This window comes from Paenibacillus sp. ISL-20, assembly GCF_018613005.1.
Lineage (GTDB): Bacteria > Bacillota > Bacilli > Paenibacillales > Paenibacillaceae > Paenibacillus_AQ.
Genome location: NZ_JAGGRD010000031.1, coordinates 1 through 22,326, shown reverse-complemented (window position 1 = coordinate 22,326; position 22,326 = coordinate 1). Strand labels below are relative to the sequence as shown.

17 protein-coding genes and 1 riboswitch are annotated in these 22,326 nt (G+C 50.5%); of the genes, 16 read left to right on the top strand and 1 reads right to left on the bottom strand.

Annotated features, from left to right (window positions below; translation table 11 throughout):
* Positions 1 to 76 precede the first annotated feature (76 nt).
* Positions 77 to 1,165, bottom strand: coding sequence for an LCP family protein (locus J7E85_RS18780; RefSeq protein ID WP_215160352.1), 1,089 nt, complete (start codon positions 1,163 to 1,165; stop codon positions 77 to 79).
* 130 nt (positions 1,166 to 1,295) lie between these two features.
* Between J7E85_RS18780 and bcp the strand changes: the two genes are divergently transcribed.
* The 16 genes from bcp to J7E85_RS18700 all read left to right on the top strand — a co-directional run bounded on the left by bcp (position 1,296) and on the right by J7E85_RS18700 (position 21,906).
* Positions 1,296 to 1,778: a thioredoxin-dependent thiol peroxidase gene (bcp, locus tag J7E85_RS18775; RefSeq protein ID WP_215160350.1), complete on the top strand. Its 483-nt coding sequence runs from the start codon at positions 1,296 to 1,298 to the stop codon at positions 1,776 to 1,778.
* Between the two features lie 180 nt (positions 1,779 to 1,958).
* On the top strand, positions 1,959 to 3,266 hold the full coding sequence (locus J7E85_RS18770) for a polysaccharide deacetylase family protein (protein ID WP_215160348.1): 1,308 nt from the start codon (positions 1,959 to 1,961) through the stop codon (positions 3,264 to 3,266).
* Between the two features lie 270 nt (positions 3,267 to 3,536).
* Positions 3,537 to 4,007: a DUF1641 domain-containing protein gene (locus J7E85_RS18765; protein ID WP_076325876.1), complete on the top strand. Its 471-nt coding sequence runs from the start codon at positions 3,537 to 3,539 to the stop codon at positions 4,005 to 4,007.
* Positions 4,008 to 4,039: 32 nt separating this feature from the next.
* Complete coding sequence (locus J7E85_RS18760) at positions 4,040 to 5,215, top strand: NAD(P)/FAD-dependent oxidoreductase (RefSeq protein ID WP_215160346.1); 1,176 nt, start codon at positions 4,040 to 4,042, stop codon at positions 5,213 to 5,215.
* Between the two features lie 321 nt (positions 5,216 to 5,536).
* Positions 5,537 to 7,315, top strand: a complete 1,779-nt coding sequence (locus J7E85_RS18755) for a histidine kinase (RefSeq protein ID WP_215160344.1) — start codon at positions 5,537 to 5,539, stop codon at positions 7,313 to 7,315.
* A complete protein-coding gene (locus J7E85_RS18750; RefSeq protein WP_215160342.1) occupies positions 7,290 to 8,843 on the top strand; it encodes a response regulator in 1,554 nt (517 codons plus the stop codon). Before J7E85_RS18755 ends, J7E85_RS18750 begins: the two co-directional genes overlap by 26 nt.
* 139 nt (positions 8,844 to 8,982) lie before the next feature.
* Complete coding sequence (locus tag J7E85_RS18745) at positions 8,983 to 10,305, top strand: ABC transporter substrate-binding protein (RefSeq protein WP_215160339.1); 1,323 nt, start codon at positions 8,983 to 8,985, stop codon at positions 10,303 to 10,305.
* Between the two features lie 30 nt (positions 10,306 to 10,335).
* Positions 10,336 to 11,286 carry a carbohydrate ABC transporter permease gene (locus J7E85_RS18740; RefSeq protein ID WP_215160337.1) on the top strand — a complete coding sequence of 317 codons (951 nt, stop codon included), beginning with the start codon at positions 10,336 to 10,338 and terminating at the stop codon, positions 11,284 to 11,286.
* A 31-nt stretch (positions 11,287 to 11,317) separates the two neighbouring features.
* The gene (locus J7E85_RS18735; RefSeq protein WP_215160335.1) at positions 11,318 to 12,151 is read left to right on the top strand and encodes a carbohydrate ABC transporter permease; all 834 of its coding nucleotides are present in this window, start codon (positions 11,318 to 11,320) and stop codon (positions 12,149 to 12,151) included.
* 394 nt (positions 12,152 to 12,545) lie between these two features.
* Complete coding sequence (locus J7E85_RS18730) at positions 12,546 to 13,553, top strand: AAA family ATPase (protein ID WP_215160515.1); 1,008 nt, start codon at positions 12,546 to 12,548, stop codon at positions 13,551 to 13,553.
* Entirely contained in the window at positions 13,550 to 14,857 is a 1,308-nt protein-coding gene (locus J7E85_RS18725) for a DUF58 domain-containing protein (protein WP_215160333.1), read from the top strand. Before J7E85_RS18730 ends, J7E85_RS18725 begins: the two co-directional genes overlap by 4 nt.
* Entirely contained in the window at positions 14,829 to 17,153 is a 2,325-nt protein-coding gene (locus J7E85_RS18720; RefSeq protein ID WP_215160331.1) for a transglutaminase TgpA family protein, read from the top strand. Before J7E85_RS18725 ends, J7E85_RS18720 begins: the two co-directional genes overlap by 29 nt.
* A gap of 78 nt (positions 17,154 to 17,231) precedes the next feature.
* Complete coding sequence (guaA, locus tag J7E85_RS18715) at positions 17,232 to 18,770, top strand: glutamine-hydrolyzing GMP synthase (protein ID WP_215160329.1); 1,539 nt, start codon at positions 17,232 to 17,234, stop codon at positions 18,768 to 18,770.
* Positions 18,771 to 19,006: 236 nt separating this feature from the next.
* Positions 19,007 to 19,945 carry an NADP-dependent oxidoreductase gene (locus J7E85_RS18710; RefSeq protein WP_215160327.1) on the top strand — a complete coding sequence of 313 codons (939 nt, stop codon included), beginning with the start codon at positions 19,007 to 19,009 and terminating at the stop codon, positions 19,943 to 19,945.
* Between the two features lie 278 nt (positions 19,946 to 20,223).
* A riboswitch (purine riboswitch) is annotated at positions 20,224 to 20,322 on the top strand.
* A complete protein-coding gene (locus J7E85_RS18705) occupies positions 20,291 to 20,485 on the top strand; it encodes a hypothetical protein (protein WP_215160325.1) in 195 nt (64 codons plus the stop codon). Its footprint overlaps the riboswitch before it by 32 nt.
* Positions 20,486 to 20,535: 50 nt before the next feature.
* Positions 20,536 to 21,906: an NCS2 family permease gene (locus tag J7E85_RS18700; RefSeq protein ID WP_215160323.1), complete on the top strand. Its 1,371-nt coding sequence runs from the start codon at positions 20,536 to 20,538 to the stop codon at positions 21,904 to 21,906.
* Positions 21,907 to 22,326: the final 420 nt, after the last annotated feature.

The window sequence follows — 22,326 nt, the reverse complement described above, 5'->3', positions numbered from 1 at the left end:
TAAAACTTCCTTTCTTCATGAAGCAGGACAGGAAGCTAAAATGACGTAGCGTCCTGTCCTGCTTGCTGTAAGTGTATTAGTTACGATCCGTTGTTGCAGATGGGGCAGTGAAGCTTTCGGAATTACCATTCTCAGAATCGTTGTTCTCAGAACCACGGGTCTCAGAATTGTTGTCCGTTCCTTCGCTGCCTTGGGTTTCAGGGTCAGGCGTTGGCGGATTTAATATGTCCTGGATATACTGTTTCAGCGTATCCGGATTGCCTACCGTTAGAACGGCAGCACCGCCGATATGTTCTTCCTTCAGGAGTTTCATCGGAGGAACCTGTTCGCTGCCACTCATTTTACTCTTATAGGCAACGTTCGCAAGCTTCCACATATCCTCGACATCGAGATTGGTATCAATATATGGGCTGACAGACTTCAGAATGTCCGGAAGCTTCATGATGGACGTGGTGGTCTGCATTTTCTTGGCTACGGCCTTCAAAAGCTCGCGCTGCCGCTCGGTGCGGGTAAAGTCGCCCATCGCATCATAGCGGAACCGGACATATTGCAGCGCCGTGTTGCCATCCAGATGCTGCATGCCTTGCTTCAATTCAATGTCGTATTCGTTTTTGTCTGCTTTACTGGAATAATTCATGTCCTTCTCAACATAGAAATCAACCCCGCCGACGGAATCAACCAGCTTCATGAAACCCTGGAAATCCGTATAGACGTAGTATTGAACCGGAATGCCCAGCAGATCGCCTACAGCCTTCATGGCCGTATTCGGGCCGTGCGTGATGGCCGTATTGATTCGGTTTCGGTCATATCCGGGTATTTCTACGTAAGTATCGCGCAAAATAGAGAATAAGTGCATTTTTTTCTTCACCGGATCAATCGAGGCAACAAGCATACTGTCGGAACGAGGAATTTCGCCTTCCTCAAAACCGCGTGCATCAACGCCCATCAGCAGAATGTTAACCGTCTCGGTTCCTTCCCACTCGGGTGGCGCAGGAACCTTGGCATCTACCTTTTCAATTTCGCGAAAAGGGGAGGAATCACCTGATTTCTGAAGACTTTGCAAGCCGTCGTAGAACGACGCCGCATAATAAATGCCGTAACCAATAATAGCGGCGAGGATGAGGCTGACACTCCATATCATCGTCTTCTTTGTTTTTTTGGTCATTGTGTTCTTCCTTTCGGATTACGCTGATGAATAAAATTCGATAGAACATTTGAACATTCGACATTCATTCTATTATAATTTTTTTCGAAAAGACAATCAATTTTCGGGACTAAAGTCCGTATAGTAGGAGTTGAGCCTTATCGTAGATCAAACGCAGTTGACAGTCGGAAGCCAGGTGCCGGATTTTTCACTTCCGGCTTCGAACGGGGAGAAGGTAGCATTAAGCGATTTTCGCGGACGTAAAGTCGTGCTGTTCTTCTATCCGAAAAATATGACCCCAACCTGTACCGAGGAGGCTTGCAGCTTCCGGGACAACTATGGTGCGTTGGTGCAAGCTGGCGCAGTGGTGATCGGGATTAGCCCGGATTCACTGAAATCCCATGCCAAATTCATTGATAAGCATAGCCTTCCCTATTTGCTCATTTCTGATGAAGAGCACAAGGTAAGCGAAATGTTTGGTGTATGGCAGATGAAGAAGATGTTCGGCCGCGAGTATATGGGTATTGTACGCTCTACCTTCTTGATTGATGAGCAGGGGAAGCTTGCAGGCGAGTGGCGGAAAGTAAAAGTGAAAGGTCATGTCGAAGCGGTTCTCACAGCCGTGCTGTCATAGCTATATGAAGAACGGTCCCTCAGCATGCCTGGACAGGCATGATAAGGGACCTTTTTTTAATAAATAAGACCAGAGGAATAATGAATTCAGTTTACTCAAATTCTAGTCTTTTTTTGAAACACCCTCCATATAATCTATCAGGAAGCCGAACTCATAGAAACGATGGAGGTAGAGTTGATAATGAAAAATATGGTGCGGGTAACATCAATTGCGGTATTTTTCGGCGTATTGGCAGTGCTCATCATGATCGGTATGGGGCTTGAGGTCCAGCAGCCGACTGACATATATATGGAACAGGCTCCGCTGGCAGCAGTGCCAATGACAGTAACTGGGCAAGATATACAGGTGAAGCCGGAAGAGGCAAGCAAGCCTATCGTCACGACTGCATACAAGAATACATCGGCCGTGAACGCCGCACCTGTTCAATATAAGAAACAAAGTGACAAAACGGTATACCTGACATTTGATGACGGCCCATCGGATTTGACGCTTGATGTGCTGAATATTTTGAAGCGAGAAGGAATTAAAGGCACGTTTTTTGTACTGGGTAAGGAAGCGGAGACCCGTCCCGAGATTATTAACCGCATCTATGAGGAAGGCCATGTGATCGGGAATCATACATATGATCATCGTTATGACAAGCTCTACGGGCATTTTCAGGATTTCTGGGGACAGATTAAGAAAACGGAGGAAATCATTCGTTTAATTACGGGGGAACGACCGCAACTGGTCAGAGCTCCCGGGGGAACGGCCGGCCATTTTGACGAAGCCTATTTTCAATTCATGAAGCAGGGGGGCTATCATGTATTCGATTGGAACGTCGACAGCGGCGACTCCAGGTATCGAGACGTCCCGGTTAAAGACATCGTAAAAGGGGCAACCACGAAAGTGAACGGCAATGAGGCAATTGTGCTTCTTCATGACGGTAGAGGGCATACCGAAAGCGTAAAGGCTCTGCCGGACATCATTTCTTATTATAAAAAGCAAGGCTATGCTTTTGATGTACTATCTCCGGAAATCCAGCCCGTTCAATTTCGTGCCCAGCAGAGTGCACGTAAGGTTTCACAGCCTTCAAAGCAATGGATTGAGGAGCATGTCGCAGCCAACGCCGCGCTATTTGAGACTGGGCGAACGCTGGCCGTGGAATTCGGAGGAATGGAGACTGCGTTCGCGGCAGGGGAATACAAAATGGTGGACGGTCGGTTGATGGTACCGTTGCGCGCCCTGGTGGAGCGGCTCGGCGGAAGCGTGTCCTGGAAGTCTCACAACAAGACCGTGCAGGTGACGCTGGCAGGGAATCGCTGGGAAGCAGACCCGGTGGGCGGCTTGCTATTCCCCATGCAAACAGGGGGCAAACCGGTGTCTTCGGATGTTCATTTAATCGGCGGTACCGCTTGGATTCCGCTTCGGGAAGCGCTTGACTTTTCCGGCCGCCCTGTTACAAGAGTGACATATGAAGAAAGCGAATATCGCGTTCTAACTTTGTAGTCGAAAATTGCATTTTATGTTTGTAATTATGCTTCACAAGTTATAGACTAGTACTTAGAGATATTTATCACAATCCCTAAGATTGTTTCAGAATAAAGGAGGGGGAAGCTTTCCCCTGCTTTATTTTTGGCGATAGTGAGTCACCCATAAGTTCGCACTTTTGTAAGTGATGCATAATAGATACCGGTTATCCCAAAATTAAAGCTAACCGGTTCGATCGTCGCCAAGTCCATCTTGGGAATTCACTTAAAGAAAAGGAGGCAATTCTTTATGACAGAAACATCTTCTCCACAGCCGTCCGAAACTCCGGAAAATGTTGTAGGAAACCAAGAAGCTGCGGCGTCCAGCCGTCCTGATGTGCTGCTCGAACAACTGCTCAAGCCCGAGGTTCAGGAATCCCTCACAACTCTCGTGGACAATCTTCCAAAACTTGCAGAAATGCTGACCGTCATGACTAAAGCTTATGACTTCGGTAAATCCGTAGCTACGGATCCCGTGCTTGCGGAAGACACTATGGCTTCCCTTAGCGGATTCGCGAAGCCGGTCACGACAGCAGCGAAAAGCGTTGCATCTGCAGCTATCGAAGCCGGAGACCGTGTACACGCTCAAGGCGACCAAGCTCAGATCGGCGTATTTGGTCTGATGAAAATGCTGAAAGATCCTCAGGTTCAAAAGGGTCTTCGCTATGCTCAGGCTTTTTTGGACGTTCTTAACGAGCGCGACCAACAAAACAAGCGTTAATCCATAAATCATACGAAGAACGGAGGATGGTCATGTCTAAACATATTTTAATTTTGGGCGGAGGCTATGGCGGCTTGCTTAGTGCGCTTTCTGCACGCGAGCATTTTGGTGCTGGTGCACAAATCACGCTGATCAACCGTTTCCCAACCCATCAGATCATTACGGAATTGCACCGTCTGGCAGCAGGCAACATCGCAGAGAAAGCAGTAGCTTTGCCGCTCGATAAGCTTCTGCGCGGCGCGAATGTTGACCTGCGCATCGGCAACGTTAAGGAAATCAAGCCGGATGAGCGTTCGGTTTCCCTTGATGACGGCGGAAGCTTCACATATGATGCCCTGGTTATCGCACTGGGCAGCGAAACGGCCTTCTTCGGCATTCCGGGATTGCAAGAGAACAGCTTCATCCTGAAGTCCGTGAACGATGCTAACCGTCTGCGTGCTCATGTGGAGTCCCGCATTGCGGAATATAGCAAAACGAAAAACAAAGCGGACGCTACCATCGTTGTTGGCGGCGGCGGCTTGACAGGCGTTGAGCTTGTTGGTGAATATGCCGATATGAAAAGCGAGCTGGCTCGCAAATACGGCATCGATCCACAAGAAATCACACTTTATTGTGTTGAAGCAGCTCCTTCCATTCTGCCGGGCTTCCCTGCAGAACTGGTTGACCGCGCAACAACAAGCCTGCAAAAACGCGGCGTGAACTTCCTGACCGGATTGCCGATTACCAAAATGGATGGCACAACCGTTGAACTGAAAGATGGCAGCACGATCGAAACCAGCACATTGATATGGACTGGCGGCGTACAAGGCAACTCCGTTGTGGCTAACTGCGGCATCGAAGTCAACCGCGGACGTGCGGTTGTTAACGAATTCCTGCAATCCGCATCCCACCCTGACGTATACGTAGCTGGTGACAGCGCGGTTGTTATGGGACCGGAAGGTCGTCCGTACCCGCCAACAGCACAGCTGGCATGGCAAATGGGCGAGCTGATCGGCTACAACATCTTCGCTCAATTGAATGGCGGCGTACCTGCTTCGTTCACACCGGTATTCTCCGGTACGCTCGGCAGCTTGGGACGTAAAGATGCCATCGGTACCATTGGTGCTAACAAGACCCAATTGAAGGGTCTGCCTGCAACCTTGATGAAAGAAGCAAGTAACATGCGTTACCTGTCCCACATCAACGGTTTGTTTACACTGGCTTACTAAGCCTAGAAGTCGGCATTATATTCACATACAAAGAGATGGACCCTGAGTTTTCGGGTCCATCTTTTTTTTATTTCGCAGCCCAAACATAAGCAGATGGACTTAGGGACATCGACATGAAAACATAATACGATGGTTACACCCGGGAGCGAGGAATACCAAGGGATTTCACACGCGTGCTCCAGAGCGGGATGTTAGAGAAGGAGGTAAGGGAGAGACTGAAAGGTGAAAGTCCAATAGGAAGAAGAAAGAAGGTCAAACAGTTATGTAAGCGCTATCGTAAAAGGTTCGAAGTTTTCATTTTAAGAAACGGAGGGAGCATGTATGCGGGGATATCATCGTCTTCATTCCATTGTCATTCAACTGTTTTTGTTTTTTTTCATCGGCACCACACTTCCGGTTCTTATTATGGGGTTCCTGTCGTATAACAAATCGGCCTCGATCGTGGAGGAACAGGTTAGTAAAGTGGCTTCCCTCACCATCACCCAAGTCAGTGACAAGCTGAATATGTTCTTCAAGAAACTGGATGACTCCTCGATGATGGTGCTGAACAGCAAGGTGGTTCACGGCATTCTGGAGGATCAGGATATCAGTAAGTATGACCTGACGCTGAAGGTGAAGGAGGGGAAGGACCTGTTGACCTCCATCATGATTAACTCGCCGGAGATATTGGACGTGTACGTGTTTGACGTGCAGCGGAACAATTCGGTCCTGAGCGCCGATTCCTTGATGTCCATCCCGGACCAGTGGGATTCTCCTTGGTATCGAGCGATACTGGAGGCTAACGGGCAGGCGGTATGGTTCGGCTTGTCGGATACCTCCTACCTGAAACAAACGGGAATGGGGTTTCCTGTCTTCGGACTAGGCCGGGCAATCCGAAGCTGGGATACGGGGGAGATTGTCGGGGTGATGTTTATCGAGATTATGGGGGATGTCCTGATTGATGAATTAAACCATGTCCAGTTCGGGGACACGGGGTATATGTACGTGGCCAATGACGAGAATCGCTACTTCTATCATCCGGATCCTTCGATGTACGGGAGGCAGTCTTCGATTAAACTGCCCTCGAGTTTAACGGAATATAACCTGAATAACAAAAAAACACTGATGATCCCAGCGCGTTTGAACAATGGTTGGCATGTGGTCGGCATGGTGCCGCTGAAGGAGTTGACGGCCGATTCGGCGAGCATCCGGAGTTTCACCGTCTGGATTGTATTCGGATCGATCCTGGCGGCGATCGGCATCGGTTATTTCATGACGCGGAGGATAGGCAAACCGCTCGTTCATTTAAGCCGCTTGATGCGCAGAAGCGAAGCAGGGGATTTATCGGTCCGCAGCAAGAATGTAGGTCCCAGTGAGATCGGCCAGCTGGGCAGAAGCTTCAACAAAATGATAGAGCAGATCGATCTCCTGATCCGGCGGATCGCAGCGGAGGAGTCCGAGAAAAAAAAGGCGGAAATCCGCGCGCTCCGGTATCAGATCAATCCCCATTTTCTTTACAATACGCTGAATTCGATTCGCTGGATGGCCAAGCTTAACCGGACGAATGACGTTGACCGATCGGTCACGGCCCTTGTTCATCTGCTGGAGGGGAGCCTGGAGCGCAACGGTGTGTTTATAAGGCTTGGAGATGAATTGGAGCTGCTTCGGAAATATATGATCATTCAGAATTATCGCTACGACCATCAAATTGAGCTGAGGATTGACTGCCCTGAGGAAATAGAGGACCTCTATGTTCCCCGGATGCTGCTGCAGCCGATTGTGGAGAATGCGATCTTTCACGGGATCGCCCCGCTTGATGAAGCTGGCACGATTACGATTCGGATAACATCTCACCAACAGGATGTCATAGTTCGGATCGAGGATAATGGAATCGGCATCAAGCCCGAACGAATAGCGGGACTGCTGTCGTATGAGCAGGATCACTCTAAGCACGGCATGACCCACATCGGGCTGCGTCATGTTCACCAAACGGTCCAGTTATATTACGGCAGTCGCTACGGGGTATGGGTGGAAAGCCCGGAAGGCGGAGGAACGCGGGTCACGATAACATTTGCGAGGCAAAGGGGTGACGATTATGTACAGAGTTCTGCTCGTGGATGACGAAGCGATCGCACGTACAGGACTGCGGTCGACCTTCGATTGGGAGAAATATGGTTACCGGCTTGTGGGCGAGGCCTCCAATGGACAACGGGCCATGAAATGGATTATGAACGGGGATCTGGACATTCTGATCACGGATATCGCGATGCCGGTCATGGATGGTTTGGAGCTGACCCGCCGTACAAGGGAGCTTTGTCCTTGGGTGAAGGTGCTGCTGCTTAGCTGTCATAGCGATTTCGAATTCGTCCGTGAAGGCATAAGGCTTGGCGCTTCAGATTATATTCTCAAGCCGACGCTGGATGCGGACTCTTTGGGTACCGTGCTTGATCACATGCGTTCGAAGCTGGAAGAGGAGAAGCAGATGCAGCGGATTCTGACCGAGCATGAGCAGCAGCAGCGTCTGAATCAGAAGAAGGCCGCGGAAAAAGTCCTCTTTCAGGCGCTGTCCGGTGAGCCCGGTGCGCTCGCAAAGCTGGAAGCATGGAACCATAACGGTCCTTATCTGCTGGCCATGCTCCAGCTTAATTCTGATCCAGGGGCTGTCGCGGCCGGGGTTCAGCCCAAGGATTGGCATGACGAGATCGAGCGATTAATGGGACAGTTATATGACCAGGTGCCGGAGGCGCTGGCAGCTCGGCTGGAGACGGATCGGATCGCTGTCTACGTGCCCCTACGGCATGCAGGAAGGCTGCCAGTTTCAGAGCACGAAGCGGCCATCCGTCTGCCGATCCGGTGCGCGATGGGGCTCAGCAGGAGATATAACGGCATGGATAAGCTGCAAGAAGCGTTTCGAGAAGCTAGCGAGAGCCTGGAAGGCCTCTTCTTTCATAAAGATCAACAGATTCTTCGGGCAGAGGAGCTCGACCTGACCGAGGCCGATTCGGCTCAGGAGAGGCCGGCCGCCGAGCTGCATGCCCTAAGAGCCGCGCTGACCGTCGGGAACATGGACATCAGCGAAGAGCGTTTGCAGTCCATTATGCTGCGCTGGCAGCCCGGCAGGATGAAGAAACGGGCGGTCCTCAGGGAAGCAGAGGAGCTTCTGAGCTTGCTCGCTATGTTTCATCTTCCCGGCTGCCCACCGTTTCCGCAGATCGGGGAAGTGGGCAAGCTTCGCTCGGTGGAGGAAGTAAAAGAACTGGTGCTCCAAGGCTTCCATACTTTGCGGGAGGAGGCTATGCGTCTCCCCGTACCGGAATCCACGCTGCATGAGCGAATCGTCCTGCAGGCCGTTCAATATATTAACGCCCGCTTTGCTGAGCCGATTTCTCTGCAGGAGGTGGCTGACGAAGTGGCCGTCAGCCGCAACTATTTTAGTGAATTGTTTAAGCGCGTCACGGGACACAACTTCATCGATTATGTGATTGATCTGCGGTTGAAACGGGCCAAGGAGCTGCTCTCCACGACATCGCTACGAGTGTATGAAGTGGCGGACCGCTCCGGATTTAATGACGTGAAATACTTCAGCAAGCTGTTCAAGAAGATGGTAGGCATGACACCTGCGGAGTACCAGGGACAGCATCGAAGATAAGGGGAATTTCATAATCGGAAAAGAATCCACTTTTTCGGAACATTATCAGTTTAAAAGCTTTTTGCCAAAATTTTATAATTAAAGCGTTTACAAGAGGCTGTGCCAGCGAGTCAAATCTGGTTTGAATGGAGGAAATGAAATGACAAGGAAACAGGTGAGAGGGTCATTGCTTGTAATCATTCTTCTACTATCATCCGTACTTCAAGCGTGTGGAGGAGGCGGAACTACGGAAGGCGGAGATTCCGTAAGTGGAGAGAAAGTCAAGATCAAATGGGCGAGCTGGGGGAACCCCGGCGAGCTTAGCCGCTATCAGGAGCTGACCAAGGATTTTAACAAGAAACATCCGGACATTGAGGCCGAATTCATCCCGATTCCAGGGGAGTATGACCAGAAAATATTAACCCAGTTAACGGGCGGAACCGCGCCGGATATTTTCTATGCCGGCGACGGCCTGATCGTGAAATTGATCGAGAATCAGAGCATTGAGAATTTAACGCCTTACATGGATGCGCCGGAGAGCTTGATTAAGAAGGAGGACTACTTCGAGGGCTTGTGGGGAGCGGCCGTGCGGGATGGGCAGACCTACGGCGTAACGGTGGATTGCAATCCGATGGTGCTCTGGTACAACAAGAAGGTGCTGAAGGAAGCGGGAATCAACGAGATGCCGGCGGATCTGCAGGCGAACGGACAGTGGACCTGGGACAAATTCAAGGAAATGTCGGACAAGATCCGGGACAGCAAAAAGTACGGTTACGTGTTGGATAACTCCTGGAACAGCTACCACAGCTGGGTTACCTCGAACGGCGGCCAGGTGTATGACGATGAGGGGAACTTCGTAGCGGCCTCGGACCCGAAGGCGATGGAGGCGTTCCAGTTTCTGTACGACAACGTAAAGTCCAAAAATATTACGTTCTCCGGGACTCTTCCCAAAGGGCAGGGCGGAGATGCCATGTTTATGTCCAACCAGGTCGGATTTGTTGCTGCGGGGCGGTGGTATTTGCCGCTGTTCAAGAAGAATCAAGGGCTTGAGTATGACGTGGTCACGTGGCCTACCAATACCGGCAACAAAATCGAGCCGGCCGGTATCCCGACCGCATTCCTGGTCATGAACAAGGCAGCGAAGAATAAGGAAGCAGCCTATACCTTTTTCTCCGAGTATGTGAACAAAGAGGGCCAACGCTATCGCCTGCAGGGCGGCGGCAATGCCGTCCCGTCGGTACAGGGCACGGATGATGTGGTGCTGGAAGGGAATCTGCCGGAGCATGCCCAGTTTTTCCTGGATGCGCGTGAGATCGGATATTCTCTGACCCCGTCCGAGGCGGGCATCCCAGGGCTTAGCCAGGACATTACCTCCAAATTCGAGGCGTTGTGGCTGAAGGACCAGGATCTTGAAAGCTCGATGAAGGATATTCAGGATATGGCCAACAAGAAAATTCAGGATTACAAGAGCGGTAAGAACTGATCACGCTCTGGGGAGGAACGGTGAGATGAAATGAAAACGCAGCCTGCGGGAAGCTCCGGCGCCGCTCCTTCTCCGGAGCGGTTTCCGGAGAGGAGAACGACCTTAAAGAGCAAGACGTCCGATGGTTTATGGGGCTACTTTTTTATCTTTCCCCAAATGATCGGCTTGATCGCTTTTTCATTGATCCCGCTCATCTCGGCTTTTGTCATCAGCATGATGAACTGGGACGGCATGGGAGCCAAGAAGTTTATCGGTCTCCAAAATTTCGTGTCCCAGCTTCAGGATGAGGAGTTCCACATTGCACTGGTGAACACGGTGTATTACACGATTCTTTCGGTACCGACAGGCATCGTTCTGGCCATGCTGGTGGCGGTAGGCTTAAACCGGGTTCGCGGGAAGATTCTGTACCGGCTGATCTACTTCATGCCGAACATTACGATGTCCGTTGCCGTCGCCGTCGTGTTTATGTGGCTGTTCAACGCCGACTTTGGCCTTATTAACATGTACTTGCAGCAGTGGTTCGGGATAACGGGCCCCTCCTGGCTGACGGATTCCAGGTACGTGATGCCTTCGATTGCCCTGCTGAGCGTCTGGATGGGGCTGGGAGGCAATATGGTGCTGTTCCTTGCTGGGCTTCAGGGCATATCGAGAAGTTATTACGAGGCGGCCGAGATTGACGGTGCCGGCAAATGGCAGCAACTGATCCATATTACGATTCCGCTGCTGTCCCCGACGACCTTTTTCGTAACGATCATGTCCATTATCGGTTCCTTCCAGGTGTTTGACCAGTCGTTTGTCATGACTTCCGGCGGACCGGCGAAGGCCAGCTATACGCTTGTCTATCACATCTATGAGACGGCCTTTGCGGACTTCACCTTTGGCAAGAGCACGGCGTCGGCGGTCATCCTGTTCGTGATGATCCTGTCGCTCACCTTGTTCCAGATGAGGATGTCCAAGCGGTGGGTGCATTACGAAGACTGACGGTCGAACCTTTAGGAAGGAGGGAAAATGAATGATATATCGGGGATTGAGGATGTCCACCGTAGTGCTGCATATCGTGCTGATCATAGGCGCGTGTATGATGGCCTTGCCGTTTGTCTGGATGGTGCTCAGCTCGCTCAAGGATTTGTCGCAAGTATTCGTCGTGCCGCCCAAATGGATTCCGGACCCGTTCATCTGGTCCAATTACAAGGATTCGCTGACGGCGCTGCCGTTCGGGCGCGCGTATTTTAACAGCTTCTACATCAATATGATCGTTGTGGTTTCACAGCTGATTACCTGTTCCATGGCGGCCTATGCGTTTGCCAAAATCACGTTCCCGTTCCGGGAGCCGCTGTTCATTCTGTTTCTAGCTACCATGATGGTGCCGGGACAAGTGACCATCATTCCGCTCTATCTGATCATGAAAAATATCGGATGGCTGGATACACATCTGGCGATTATCGTCCCTTCGGCACTTCTCAACGCCTTCGGGGTGTTTCTGCTCCGGCAATTCTTCAGAGGCATTCCGAAGGAAATGGAGGAGGCGGCCATCGTGGACGGCGCGAACCGCTGGACGATATACACCCGGATTATGCTGCCTTTAATCAAACCGGCTTTATCGGCACTCGGGATTTTTACCTTCCTCGGGATGTGGAACAACTTCTTTAACCCGCTGATTTTTCTCAGCAGCACGGATAAGTTTACCGTGCCGATGATGCTGAATTTGTACCGGGGCATGTATTCAACGGATTGGACGCTCATGATGGCCGGGGCATCGATTGCGTTGATCCCGGTCCTCATCGTGTATATCATCGGCCAGAAATATATTATTGAAGGCGTTACTTTATCCGGGATTAAGGGCTAGGTGAGCTTAATCAGCCCGTAAGCGGGGTTCCTTGAATGAGGAACCCGCTTACGGGTTATTTGTGTTCTGCAGACAGGGGTCACTGGATTATCCTTAACCTAGTTTGGAATTGGAATGATTAAGGCTGTGAATCGTTCATACGATGATCGAACGTGAACGATGAAAGACAACATGTAAGCAGAATGAATAGGAGGCCAGCCGTGTGCAACGGGCTGGCCTTTTTCGTGTAGATGCCGATCAGGCCAGGCGGACCTTAGCTATAAATCATGAAGGAAAGGCCAATCCTTTTCTAGCAAATGACGTCTATCTTCTTGCTTTCTTGGAAAACCTATTCATAGATTCAAGATTCCAAGTTACCGCTATCTAATAATCTATGAATATAGGTTGGGGGTTGATGTTCTTGTTTAGTTCATCCGTTCATGCTGAAGAAGCAAATCATCCGGAGTGGGCACCTGAGCTTCTGGGGAGGGTTACCAAACGGATCGGCAGTGTCATTGTAGGACATGAAGAACAAATCTCATTAACGATGATTGCCTTGCTGGCCGGAGGACACGTGCTGCTGGAGGATGTGCCGGGAGTCGGGAAGACCCTGCTGGTGAAGTCGGTGGCTGCGTTAATCGGCTGTGATTTCAGCCGCATTCAGTTTACGTATGATCTGATGCCAGGGGATATTACAGGGGCGTCGGTCTATTATCCGCACACGGGAGAATTCGTATTTAGACCAGGACCCGTGATGTCCAATATTGTGCTGGCCGATGAAATTAACCGGGCGTCGCCACGGGCACAATCCGCGCTGCTGGAGGCGATGGAAGAGGGACGCGTAACCGTGGACGGCCATACGTATCCGCTGCCTGCCCCCTTTTTCCTGCTGGCAACGCAAAATCCTTATGAATATGAAGGGACAAGCCGCCTGCCGGAGGCGCAGCTGGATCGCTTTTTGATGAGATTATCGCTGGGCTATCCCAATATAGAAGGTGAATTGGAGCTGCTGGAGCGGGGGATGGGCAGTTCCAGACTGGACGATCTGAAGCCCCTTATGATGGGATCTGAGCTCATCCGGATGCAGCAGATGGTTTCCCGTGTATTTGTGGATGACACGATAAAACGTTACATGGTCAGTGTGGCCGATGCTTCCCGAAAACAGCAGGGCGTGACCCTGGGGATTAGTCCGAGAGGGACATTGGCGTGGCTTCGCGCTTCACAGGCGGCTGCGTTTCTGACAGGACGAATGTATGTCATCCCGGATGACTGTCTGCGCGTTGCCGTACCGGTGCTGACCCACCGGATTCATCTGTCTCATGAGGCACGCGCTGCCGGTGTAACTCCTTATGAAATGGTGGAGTCCATCATTACGAGGTTTGATCTGCCGCGCCAGCGAAGCCGGAAGGGAAATCCGTCATGAGACGCCGTCTGCTGGAATGGTCGAGAGGAGTGGCCATCTGGTCCGTTTCGTTGGGCCTTTATGTTTGGTTAGGCGGGGAATCGCTGCGGCTTGTATGGTGGGCATCCACGATTCTATTGCTTGGCGGGGCTTTGACGAGCTTGCTGGGCCCAACCCGAATCACCATTTCGCATACAAGCTCCCCTTCATGCATACAGGCGGGAGATTCTGCTCAGATAACGGTTCAAGTGTCCTATCGTTCCCTTCTGCCCGTGCCATGGCTTATCATAACCGACCGGATCGGCAGCAGGGAGCATCGCAAGCTGCTATTCCCTGGTATGAAGCGAAGGCTCGAGTATACCTACAGACTGAACCAGGTTCCCCGCGGAGTCTGGTCTTCGATCTATAGCGAGGTGGAATGGGGCGATATGTTCGGCTGGTTCAGGACAAGCCGGAGTGTCCAAAGCGATACGGGTGGCATGATCGTGCTGCCAAGGCCTACCGCGTGGCCGGAGGCCCAGGTGCCCATGCATGGAAGCGACTTGGACATGGAAGATGAACGGGTACGCTTCAAGGTTTGGAATGAAATGAGAGGCTCGGGCGTGCGCGACTATGTTCCCGGTGATCCTATGAACCGGATTCATTGGAAGAATTCCGCGAAGCTCGGACGCCTGCAATCCTTCATGCCGCATGAGGGCTATGGATCAAGGCAGGGGGTTGTGCTGGATACATCGCTCCAAGGGTATGCAGGTCTTGGCGCCTTGAAACCGGAGGATGCATTTGAAGACGCGGTATCTGCGGCAGCAGGATTTGTATCCCGGCTCATCCGCTATAAAGTTCCCTATCAACTATGTATGGATGGGGATGGGATGGAGGATCGGCGGATCGAATATAAGGGTGTGTTCAAGGCGCAGCAGGATACGTTAGTACCGTTTGCCTCCGTTCAGCTAACCGGGAAGGATCCTGTACGGAACCGAAGTTTCGAGAAGTCTCTTTCTTCCCCACAAAAGAATACAGATTGGGCGATTATCACAGGCGTTTTTCATCAGGGAGCGGCTGTTGCAGCGATCAACCTGCTGAATGCAGGAAGCAGAAAGGTTACCATTTTCTGTACGCAAAGTGTAAAGCGCTTGAAACCGGCTGGAAATTCAAGCTCATGGATTAGTCCAAATAGTCCATTGGAGAATCAGGCGCAGCCGGAGTGGGCACGGGAGTTTTTCAGCAAAGGCGGGAGACTGGTTTATTTACATGAACAGCCGACAGATGGGAAGCCAATGCAGATAGGAGGTGCCGGCCATGATCGAACCAGGAAGCTCGCCCGTTAGGGATGGAGACCATCGGAAGACCAGTATATACGGAGCCCTTAGTGTACCCCATATTTTCGTCTCCCGATTGTCGCACGGAACGCTTCTTCATCGCATATTGATTACTCTGCCGGTTATGGGACTGCTGTCAGAGTGGCTCTTGCCGCTTCGGGATGCAGGGGATATGGACGGACATCTTATGCTGCAAACCTTATTCATCTGGGCTTTATTCTTGCTGCTCCAAGGATTGTTTACATTTCGGAGTTGGGTGTGGCTACCGCTGAACGCTGTTCTGGTGGTCTGGCTGTGTGCCCGATTGTTTGAATATAGCGATCCGCTGGCATGGTTATCCGATTATGCTTCGGCTATACTTCCGGGTGACGTTTCGATATTCGGAAATGCGTGGGAGTTTACTGCCTTAAGCCAGGAGACGAGAACGATCATCCTGCTTATCGGCTGGGCTATCATGGTGTCCGCGGTCCATATGCTGGCTTTGTACCGCCGAACCGTGTGGTTGTTTGGCGGTTCGACGCTGGTTTATTTGGCGGTGCTCGAGTCCGCCATGGAGGAGAGCGTATACCGTGATATGCTGCGAGCTGTATTGTATATTTTGCTGGCCCAGGGCATGATGCTGATTCTTAAGCTGAAGCAGGAAACCGTTGAGGAGACCCATAGGGGAGCGGACATCCCTGAGCCTGTTCGATCCGGCCGCTTGTCTGGGCTGCCTGTGCTTCGCTGGAGTCTGGTGGTGGTGCTTGCTTCCTGTCTGATCGCCGGAATGACCCGAGTGGGAGGCGTTTTTAGCGAGCCTTCGACGGGTGTGGGATTAACGGTATCCGAAATGGCGGAACGTCTGACGGGATGGGGGGATCGGCTCTGGAGAAACGCGGAACCGTCGATTCCTGCCTCCCAGGTTGCCGGATATGCTTCCCAGGGAAAAGATTTGGGAGGTCCGCTAACGCTGAGCGATGCGTTGTATTTTACCGCGCAATCGCCCGAACCGACTTATTGGCGGGGGGACACGTATAACCGGTATGATGGACGGAAGTGGGATGCAGATCCTTCGATCCGCAAGCCCGTCAAGCTATCCGAAGACCTGGGCGACATCCTGCCCTATTGGGAGCGTCCTTCTGGAGACAGGCTCGTCCAGACACTGGCTTTTGAACAAGATACCCCCATTCAGACCGTGCTGTCCGGAGGCATTATTACCCGCGTGAAGGAGATGCATTTCTCCAAAGAGAGAGGTACACCGAGGCTTGCCGTTGACAGGCTGTCCGAAACGGTGTCCCTGCAAGGCGATAGGGCGGTATCCGGTTATACCATAGAAACTCTATATAGTCAGCCTGAGGAGCAAGAGCTCCGCAGTGCAACTAACAATGATCCCGAATATATGAAGGAGATGTACCTGCAGCTTCCTGAGGAGCTGCCCCTCAGGGTGAGGGAGTTAGCGCAGAAGATCACATTGGACGCTGTGAACAGGTATGAAAAGGCGAAAGCTATCGAATCCTATTTGGAGCAGAACTATACGTATACACTGCAAACATTCGTGCCACCGGAGGGCCGGGATTTTACGGATCATTTTTTGTTTGATACGAAGGAAGGGTACTGCGTTCATTTTGCTACGACTATGACCGTACTCCTTCGATCCGAAGGCATACCCGCACGCTACGTGACTGGATTTGCACCAGGTGAGCGGGTAGCAGGAACGGTTGACCGTTATGAGGTGGCGCAAAAAAATGCGCATGCATGGGTTGAGGTTTTTTTCCCGGGAGAAGGCTGGGTGATGTTCGATCCGACCCCAGGCTTTGGCATCGAGCAGATGTCCACACCTCCGATTGCCGGTAATTCCGGTTCTGCCGGGCTTAAGTACTGGAACAGCATGTGGAATTCCATGATTTATGGTGTCGTTAAATTACTCTTTTTGATAGCCGCCATCGGTCCTGCGATGTTTGGGGGCATTCTACTATTGATTCTTCCCATCCTTGTGGCAGTTGTTTGTCAAATGCCGACCGTGCGCCAAAGTTTGGCCTTCATGAGGATGGCCAGAACGATAGCGATAAGCAGGCGGGAGGGGCTCGTATCGGCCTCGGTGTGGGTTTGGGACAAGCTCCAGCGAAGGTTTGGAGATGTGGAAAGAGGGCAGACCATGCGTCAATACGTCAATGCTTTGTCGATTGCAGATGCCGAATTCAGGGCGGAGCTGGAGCAGTTTGCGCAGCGCTGGGAGCGGGCGGCATACCATGATAAACCGTGGTCCCGTACCGAAAAAGTGCTCTTTTTACGCCAATGTATTCGAATTGTCAAAAAACTGGCATGAAAACAAAGGGCCCTCTTTCTTGACGGTATGAATTCGGGTTGCGTATAATTAATTTCATTAATCAAGGGAGGCCCGGTAATGAATAAGCCTAATGAAATCATCGTCGTTTTGGACTTCGGTGGACAGTACAACCAACTTATAGCACGACGCATTCGCGATCTTGGCGTTTATAGTGAGCTTCTGCCATACAACACGCCCGCTGAGAAAATCAAAGAACTTTCCCCGCGCGGCATTGTGTTCTCAGGAGGTCCTTCCAGCGTGTATTCCGAGAATGCACCGCATGTGGACCCAGCCATTTATGATCTGGGACTGCCGATCTTCGGCATTTGCTACGGCATGCAGCTGATGGCTCAACAGCTGGACGGAAAAGTAGAACGTGCTTCGAAACGTGAATACGGTAAAGCCGAATTGGAATTTGCTCCGAACTCGATGCTTGTCAAAGGGATTGAGCAAAAACAAACCGTATGGATGAGTCATGGTGATCACGTGGTATCGCTGCCTTCCGGCTTTAAGCTGGATGCAGGAACGGAATCCGCACCGATCGCAGCGATGAGTAACGAGGATAAGAAGCTGTACGCCGTGCAGTTCCATCCGGAAGTTCGTCACTCCGTCCATGGTAACGAAATGATCAAGAATTTCTTGTACGAAGTGTGCGGCTGCGAAGGCAACTGGAGCATGGAGACTTTTATTGATGACCAGATTCGCGAAATCCGTGAAGTTGTCGGCAAGCAAAAAGTGCTGTGCGCGCTGAGTGGCGGCGTTGATTCCTCCGTTGTGGCCATGCTGATTCACAAGGCAATCGGCGATCAGCTGACATGCATGTTCATCGATCATGGACTGTTGCGCAAAGGCGAGGCTGAGAGCGTTATGGAAACCTTCGTAGGCAAGTTTGATATGAAGGTCGTTAAGATTGACGCTCAGGAACGTTTCATGTCCAAGCTGAAAGGCGTAGACGATCCGGAGAAAAAACGGAAAATCATCGGCAACGAGTTCATCTACGTATTCGATGAGGAGTCCAGCAAGTTTGATGATTTTGCATTCCTGGCTCAAGGCACACTGTATACCGATATCGTGGAGAGCGGTACGGACACGGCGCATACAATCAAATCCCACCACAATGTCGGCGGGCTGCCTGAAGACATGAAATTCACGCTGATCGAGCCGTTGAAAGCTCTCTTTAAGGATGAGGTTCGTAAAGTCGGCGAGGAGCTTGGTTTGCCGGATGAGATCGTTCACCGTCAACCTTTCCCTGGCCCGGGTCTTGCGATTCGCGTACTGGGTGAAGTAACGGAGGACAAGCTGCAAATCGTTCGTGATTCCGACTACATCCTGCGCGAAGAGATCGCGAAAGCGGGACTGGATCGCGAGATCTGGCAGTATTTCACGGCGCTTCCGAACATGAAGAGCGTTGGCGTAATGGGTGATGCACGTACGTATTCCTACACCGTAGGCATCCGTGCCGTAACCTCCATTGACGGCATGACAGCGGACTGGGCGCGTATCCCATGGGATGTGCTTGAGAAGATTTCCGTCCGTATCGTGAACGAAGTCGAGAACGTCAACCGTATCGTGTATGACGTGACCTCCAAACCGCCAGCAACGATCGAGTGGGAGTAGTTTTTCTACTGCTGTACTAAAACAAAAGCCTTCAATCCACAACTGTGGGATTGAAGGCTTTTTTATGTGTGGTTGTACCACACGAACTTTTTCCTGCAATCAATGGACGGATAGATGCTCATGGTTTTATTGTATGCATCTTTTGTGTAATAAGATAAATAATACGTAAGGGTGCAAAATTAAGAGCGAGCTTTAAGGGGTTGAACCAAGATCTGAACCTGTGAGGAGGAAAAAGAATGAAAGCTATCGTCATTGATCGTTATGGGGGCAAGGAAGAACTACAGGAAAGAGAAGTCCCTATCCCTACACCACAAACGCATCAGGTCTTAGTTAAGGTGGCCGCCACCTCGATAAATCCAATTGACTGGAAGCTCCGTGAAGGCTATTTAAAACAAATGATGGATTGGGAGTTTCCGATTATTTTAGGTTGGGATGTTGCTGGGACAATTTCAGGAATTGGGTACGAGGTAACGGATTGGAAAGTGGGAGACGAAGTGTTTGCCCGTCCGGAAACGACACGTTTTGGCACTTATGCCGAATATACTTTGGTGGATGATCATCTGCTGGCGCGTAAGCCTGCTGCTATTTCATGGGAGGAAGCCGCATCCATTCCGCTCGCAGGGCTGACTGCGTGGCAGGCGCTTTTTACACATGGTGAACTGACCAAAGGAGAGAAGGTATTGATTCACGCAGGCGCAGGCGGTGTTGGGATGTTCGCTATCCAGTTTGCCAAACAAGCGGGAGCCTACGTTATTACGACCGCCAGTGAGCGTAATCATGAACTGTTGGCTTCACTCGGAGCTGATCAGATAATTGATTATCGCACGACCCCGTTTCAAGATGTATTATCCGATGTGGATGTTGTGTTCGATACGATGGGCGGTGACGTTCAGAAGAACAGCTTTAAAGTGTTGAAAAAACATACCGGGCGAATCATATCGATTGTCAGCGATTTTGATGAGGAGCTGGTAAGAGAATACGACGTGACCGCCAAAAATATATGGCTGGATCCCAATGGTCAGCAGCTTCAGGAAATAGCAGATCTGTTGGAGCAAAAAAAAGTAAGATCAGTAGTGGGAGCTACATTTCCTTTTTCGCAAAAAGGGCTCTACGATGCCCACGCATTAAGTGAGACCCACCATGCCGTCGGTAAAATAGCAATAAGTTTCTCCTAAGGAGCACACGATCCCGATTTCTCCCTGCGTGGGAAACAATCCGGTTTCGACCGCGTCTGCTACCATCGAGTGAAACACCTCCTGAACGGATTTCAGTGATCATGTGCGCAATATTCCATGGTGTATTTTGTCGTATGTAGTTCACTTGTCCTAGAATCAATAGGTGGCGGAGCACCAATTTCCGAACATTTCTTTAAATTGACAAGCGAAATATTCGCTTTTGTTATTGACAAGGTTGGGCTTCTCGTCCTAGAATATGTGTAGAAACTGACATGACAACTACAAATAACGAGCTTTTTCGTATAATCCTGGGAATGGGCCCGGGAGTCTCTACAGGTCACCGTAATGATCTCGCTACGAAAAGAAGAGCGGCAATATAATGATGCGGACTCGTCCAGCATTCGAGTATATCGGCCTGTTTATGGAGCGCCGCTCCATAAAGCAGCAGTCGGTTATTCGATAAGGATGCTGCCCGGCAGCATGCGAATGATTGTTTTGCGGCTCTTTTTTCAAGCGAAGGCCCTGGGGATTTATCCTTAGGGTCTTTTTGTATGTTGTCGGTCATTAATTTTAAGGGGGATATCTCTACAATGGAGCGTTTCTTTAAACTAAAGGAACACGGAACAAATGTAAGAACCGAGATTATCGCAGGCTTGACGACATTTATGACCATGGCTTATATCCTGCTGGTCAACAATCTGTTCCTGGGTCCTGATGGCGCAGGTATTCCGCAGGAAGGCGTATTTTTCGCTACTGCAGTAGGTGCTGGCCTTGTGACGATGGCGATGGGTTTCTTCGTTAACATTCCGGTTGCGTTGGCACCAGGTATGGGTTTGAACGCATATTTCATGACAGTTGTATTAAGCTCGAACGGAGCGATTACTTGGCAGGCCGCACTCGGTGCAGTATTCATCTCCGGTATTGTCTTCATTATTCTTACGGTTACCAAAGTCCGCCAAATGCTGCTGACTGCGGTCCCGAACAATTTAAAGATTGCCATTACGGTCGGTATCGGTTTGTTCATTACCATCGTTGGTCTTAAGCTGGGCAACATCGTGACGGCTTCCATTAACCCGGGAACGGATATTACACATCCGGTACCAGGCGGTGCCTTCAATCTTGGTCTTGGGAATTTCATTCAGAACAAAGATACGCTGCTTGCAATAATCGGGCTGTTCCTGATCGCAGTCCTGATGGTTCTCAAATTGAAGGGCGCTTTGCTTATCGGTATCGTGCTGACGACGCTGATTGGTATTCCAATGGGAGTAACCGATCTGTCAGGTCTGAGCACTGCAAGCTGGATTCCTTCATTTGATAATCTGGCTGTCGGTCAGATGGATTTGAAGGGTGCTCTTGGCATGGGTCTTCTAGAAGTTATTTTCATCTTTACATTCGTTGAACTGTTCGATACGTTCGGCACATTGGTTGGTACCGCAGGCCGTGCCGGACTCCTGAAGAATAAAGAGGAAGGCGAGAAGAAGCTTGGCAAAGCGATGCTCGTGGATGCCGGCGGCGTAAGCGCGGGCGCATTCCTTGGAACAAGTACAATCACAGCTTTCGTAGAAAGTACCTCCGGTGTTGCAGAGGGTGGACGTACAGGTTTGACTGCGGTCACTACAGGTGTACTCTTTATTCTGGCATTGTTCTTGGCTCCAATTGCTCTGGTTGTTCCTTCGGCTGCCACAGCTCCAGCGCTTGTCATTGTCGGTGTACTGATGATGAGTCAGGTACGCGATATCGAGTGGGATGACTTCATGCAGGCGTTCCCGGCATTCTTGACCATCATCCTGATGCCTTTCACTGGCGGTATCGCAAACGGTATCTCTGCCGGTATCATTGCTTATGTGATTCTTGCAGTATTCGGCAAGCTGACTGGACGTACAGACACCAAGGTGCACTGGCTAATGTGGATCCTGTTTGTGATCATCTTGATCCGGTACGCTTTCCTCGGTGCCGAATAGTTTCGGAATTCTATTCTAATGAACAATTAAAGCGAAGGCTTCGGGTATCTATCCGGAGCTTTCGCTTTTTTACAACTGCAAGTGCAGGTATGGATGTTTACTAAGATAACAGAACGTGGGGAATCGAGGTTAAAGTGGTTGTATCATTATAGAAATATTAGTCACCAAGTGGACATGTCATCAGGTGCTGGGGAGAAAAACTTCGGGTACACTTCTTTCTATAATATTATGGAACTGTAATTGACATCTGCTCATTACGAACACATGTGTATATCCGATAAGAATGTGGCCCTTATTGTAGGAGTGTCACAGCCTATACTATATTCAACGGTCTTTATATTAGATAGAGAGCAATTCTATGAAAAAAACTTTTAAAAAAGACTTGTATTCTAGTTCTGCCCATGGTATATTATATTTCCG

Coding starts and splice junctions, on each gene's coding strand:
- J7E85_RS18780 (WP_215160352.1), bottom strand. CDS start 1,165: ATGACCAAAAAAACAAAGAAGACGATGATATGGAGTGTCAGCCTCATC.
- J7E85_RS18770 (WP_215160348.1), top strand. CDS start 1,959: ATGAAAAATATGGTGCGGGTAACATCAATTGCGGTATTTTTCGGCGTA.
- J7E85_RS18765 (WP_076325876.1), top strand. CDS start 3,537: ATGACAGAAACATCTTCTCCACAGCCGTCCGAAACTCCGGAAAATGTT.
- J7E85_RS18760 (WP_215160346.1), top strand. CDS start 4,040: ATGTCTAAACATATTTTAATTTTGGGCGGAGGCTATGGCGGCTTGCTT.
- J7E85_RS18755 (WP_215160344.1), top strand. CDS start 5,537: ATGCGGGGATATCATCGTCTTCATTCCATTGTCATTCAACTGTTTTTG.
- J7E85_RS18750 (WP_215160342.1), top strand. CDS start 7,290: ATGTACAGAGTTCTGCTCGTGGATGACGAAGCGATCGCACGTACAGGA.
- J7E85_RS18745 (WP_215160339.1), top strand. CDS start 8,983: ATGACAAGGAAACAGGTGAGAGGGTCATTGCTTGTAATCATTCTTCTA.
- J7E85_RS18740 (WP_215160337.1), top strand. CDS start 10,336: ATGAAAACGCAGCCTGCGGGAAGCTCCGGCGCCGCTCCTTCTCCGGAG.
- J7E85_RS18735 (WP_215160335.1), top strand. CDS start 11,318: ATGATATATCGGGGATTGAGGATGTCCACCGTAGTGCTGCATATCGTG.
- J7E85_RS18730 (WP_215160515.1), top strand. CDS start 12,546: ATGTTCTTGTTTAGTTCATCCGTTCATGCTGAAGAAGCAAATCATCCG.
- J7E85_RS18725 (WP_215160333.1), top strand. CDS start 13,550: ATGAGACGCCGTCTGCTGGAATGGTCGAGAGGAGTGGCCATCTGGTCC.
- J7E85_RS18720 (WP_215160331.1), top strand. CDS start 14,829: ATGATCGAACCAGGAAGCTCGCCCGTTAGGGATGGAGACCATCGGAAG.
- guaA (WP_215160329.1), top strand. CDS start 17,232: ATGAATAAGCCTAATGAAATCATCGTCGTTTTGGACTTCGGTGGACAG.
- J7E85_RS18710 (WP_215160327.1), top strand. CDS start 19,007: ATGAAAGCTATCGTCATTGATCGTTATGGGGGCAAGGAAGAACTACAG.
- J7E85_RS18705 (WP_215160325.1), top strand. CDS start 20,291: ATGATCTCGCTACGAAAAGAAGAGCGGCAATATAATGATGCGGACTCG.
- J7E85_RS18700 (WP_215160323.1), top strand. CDS start 20,536: ATGGAGCGTTTCTTTAAACTAAAGGAACACGGAACAAATGTAAGAACC.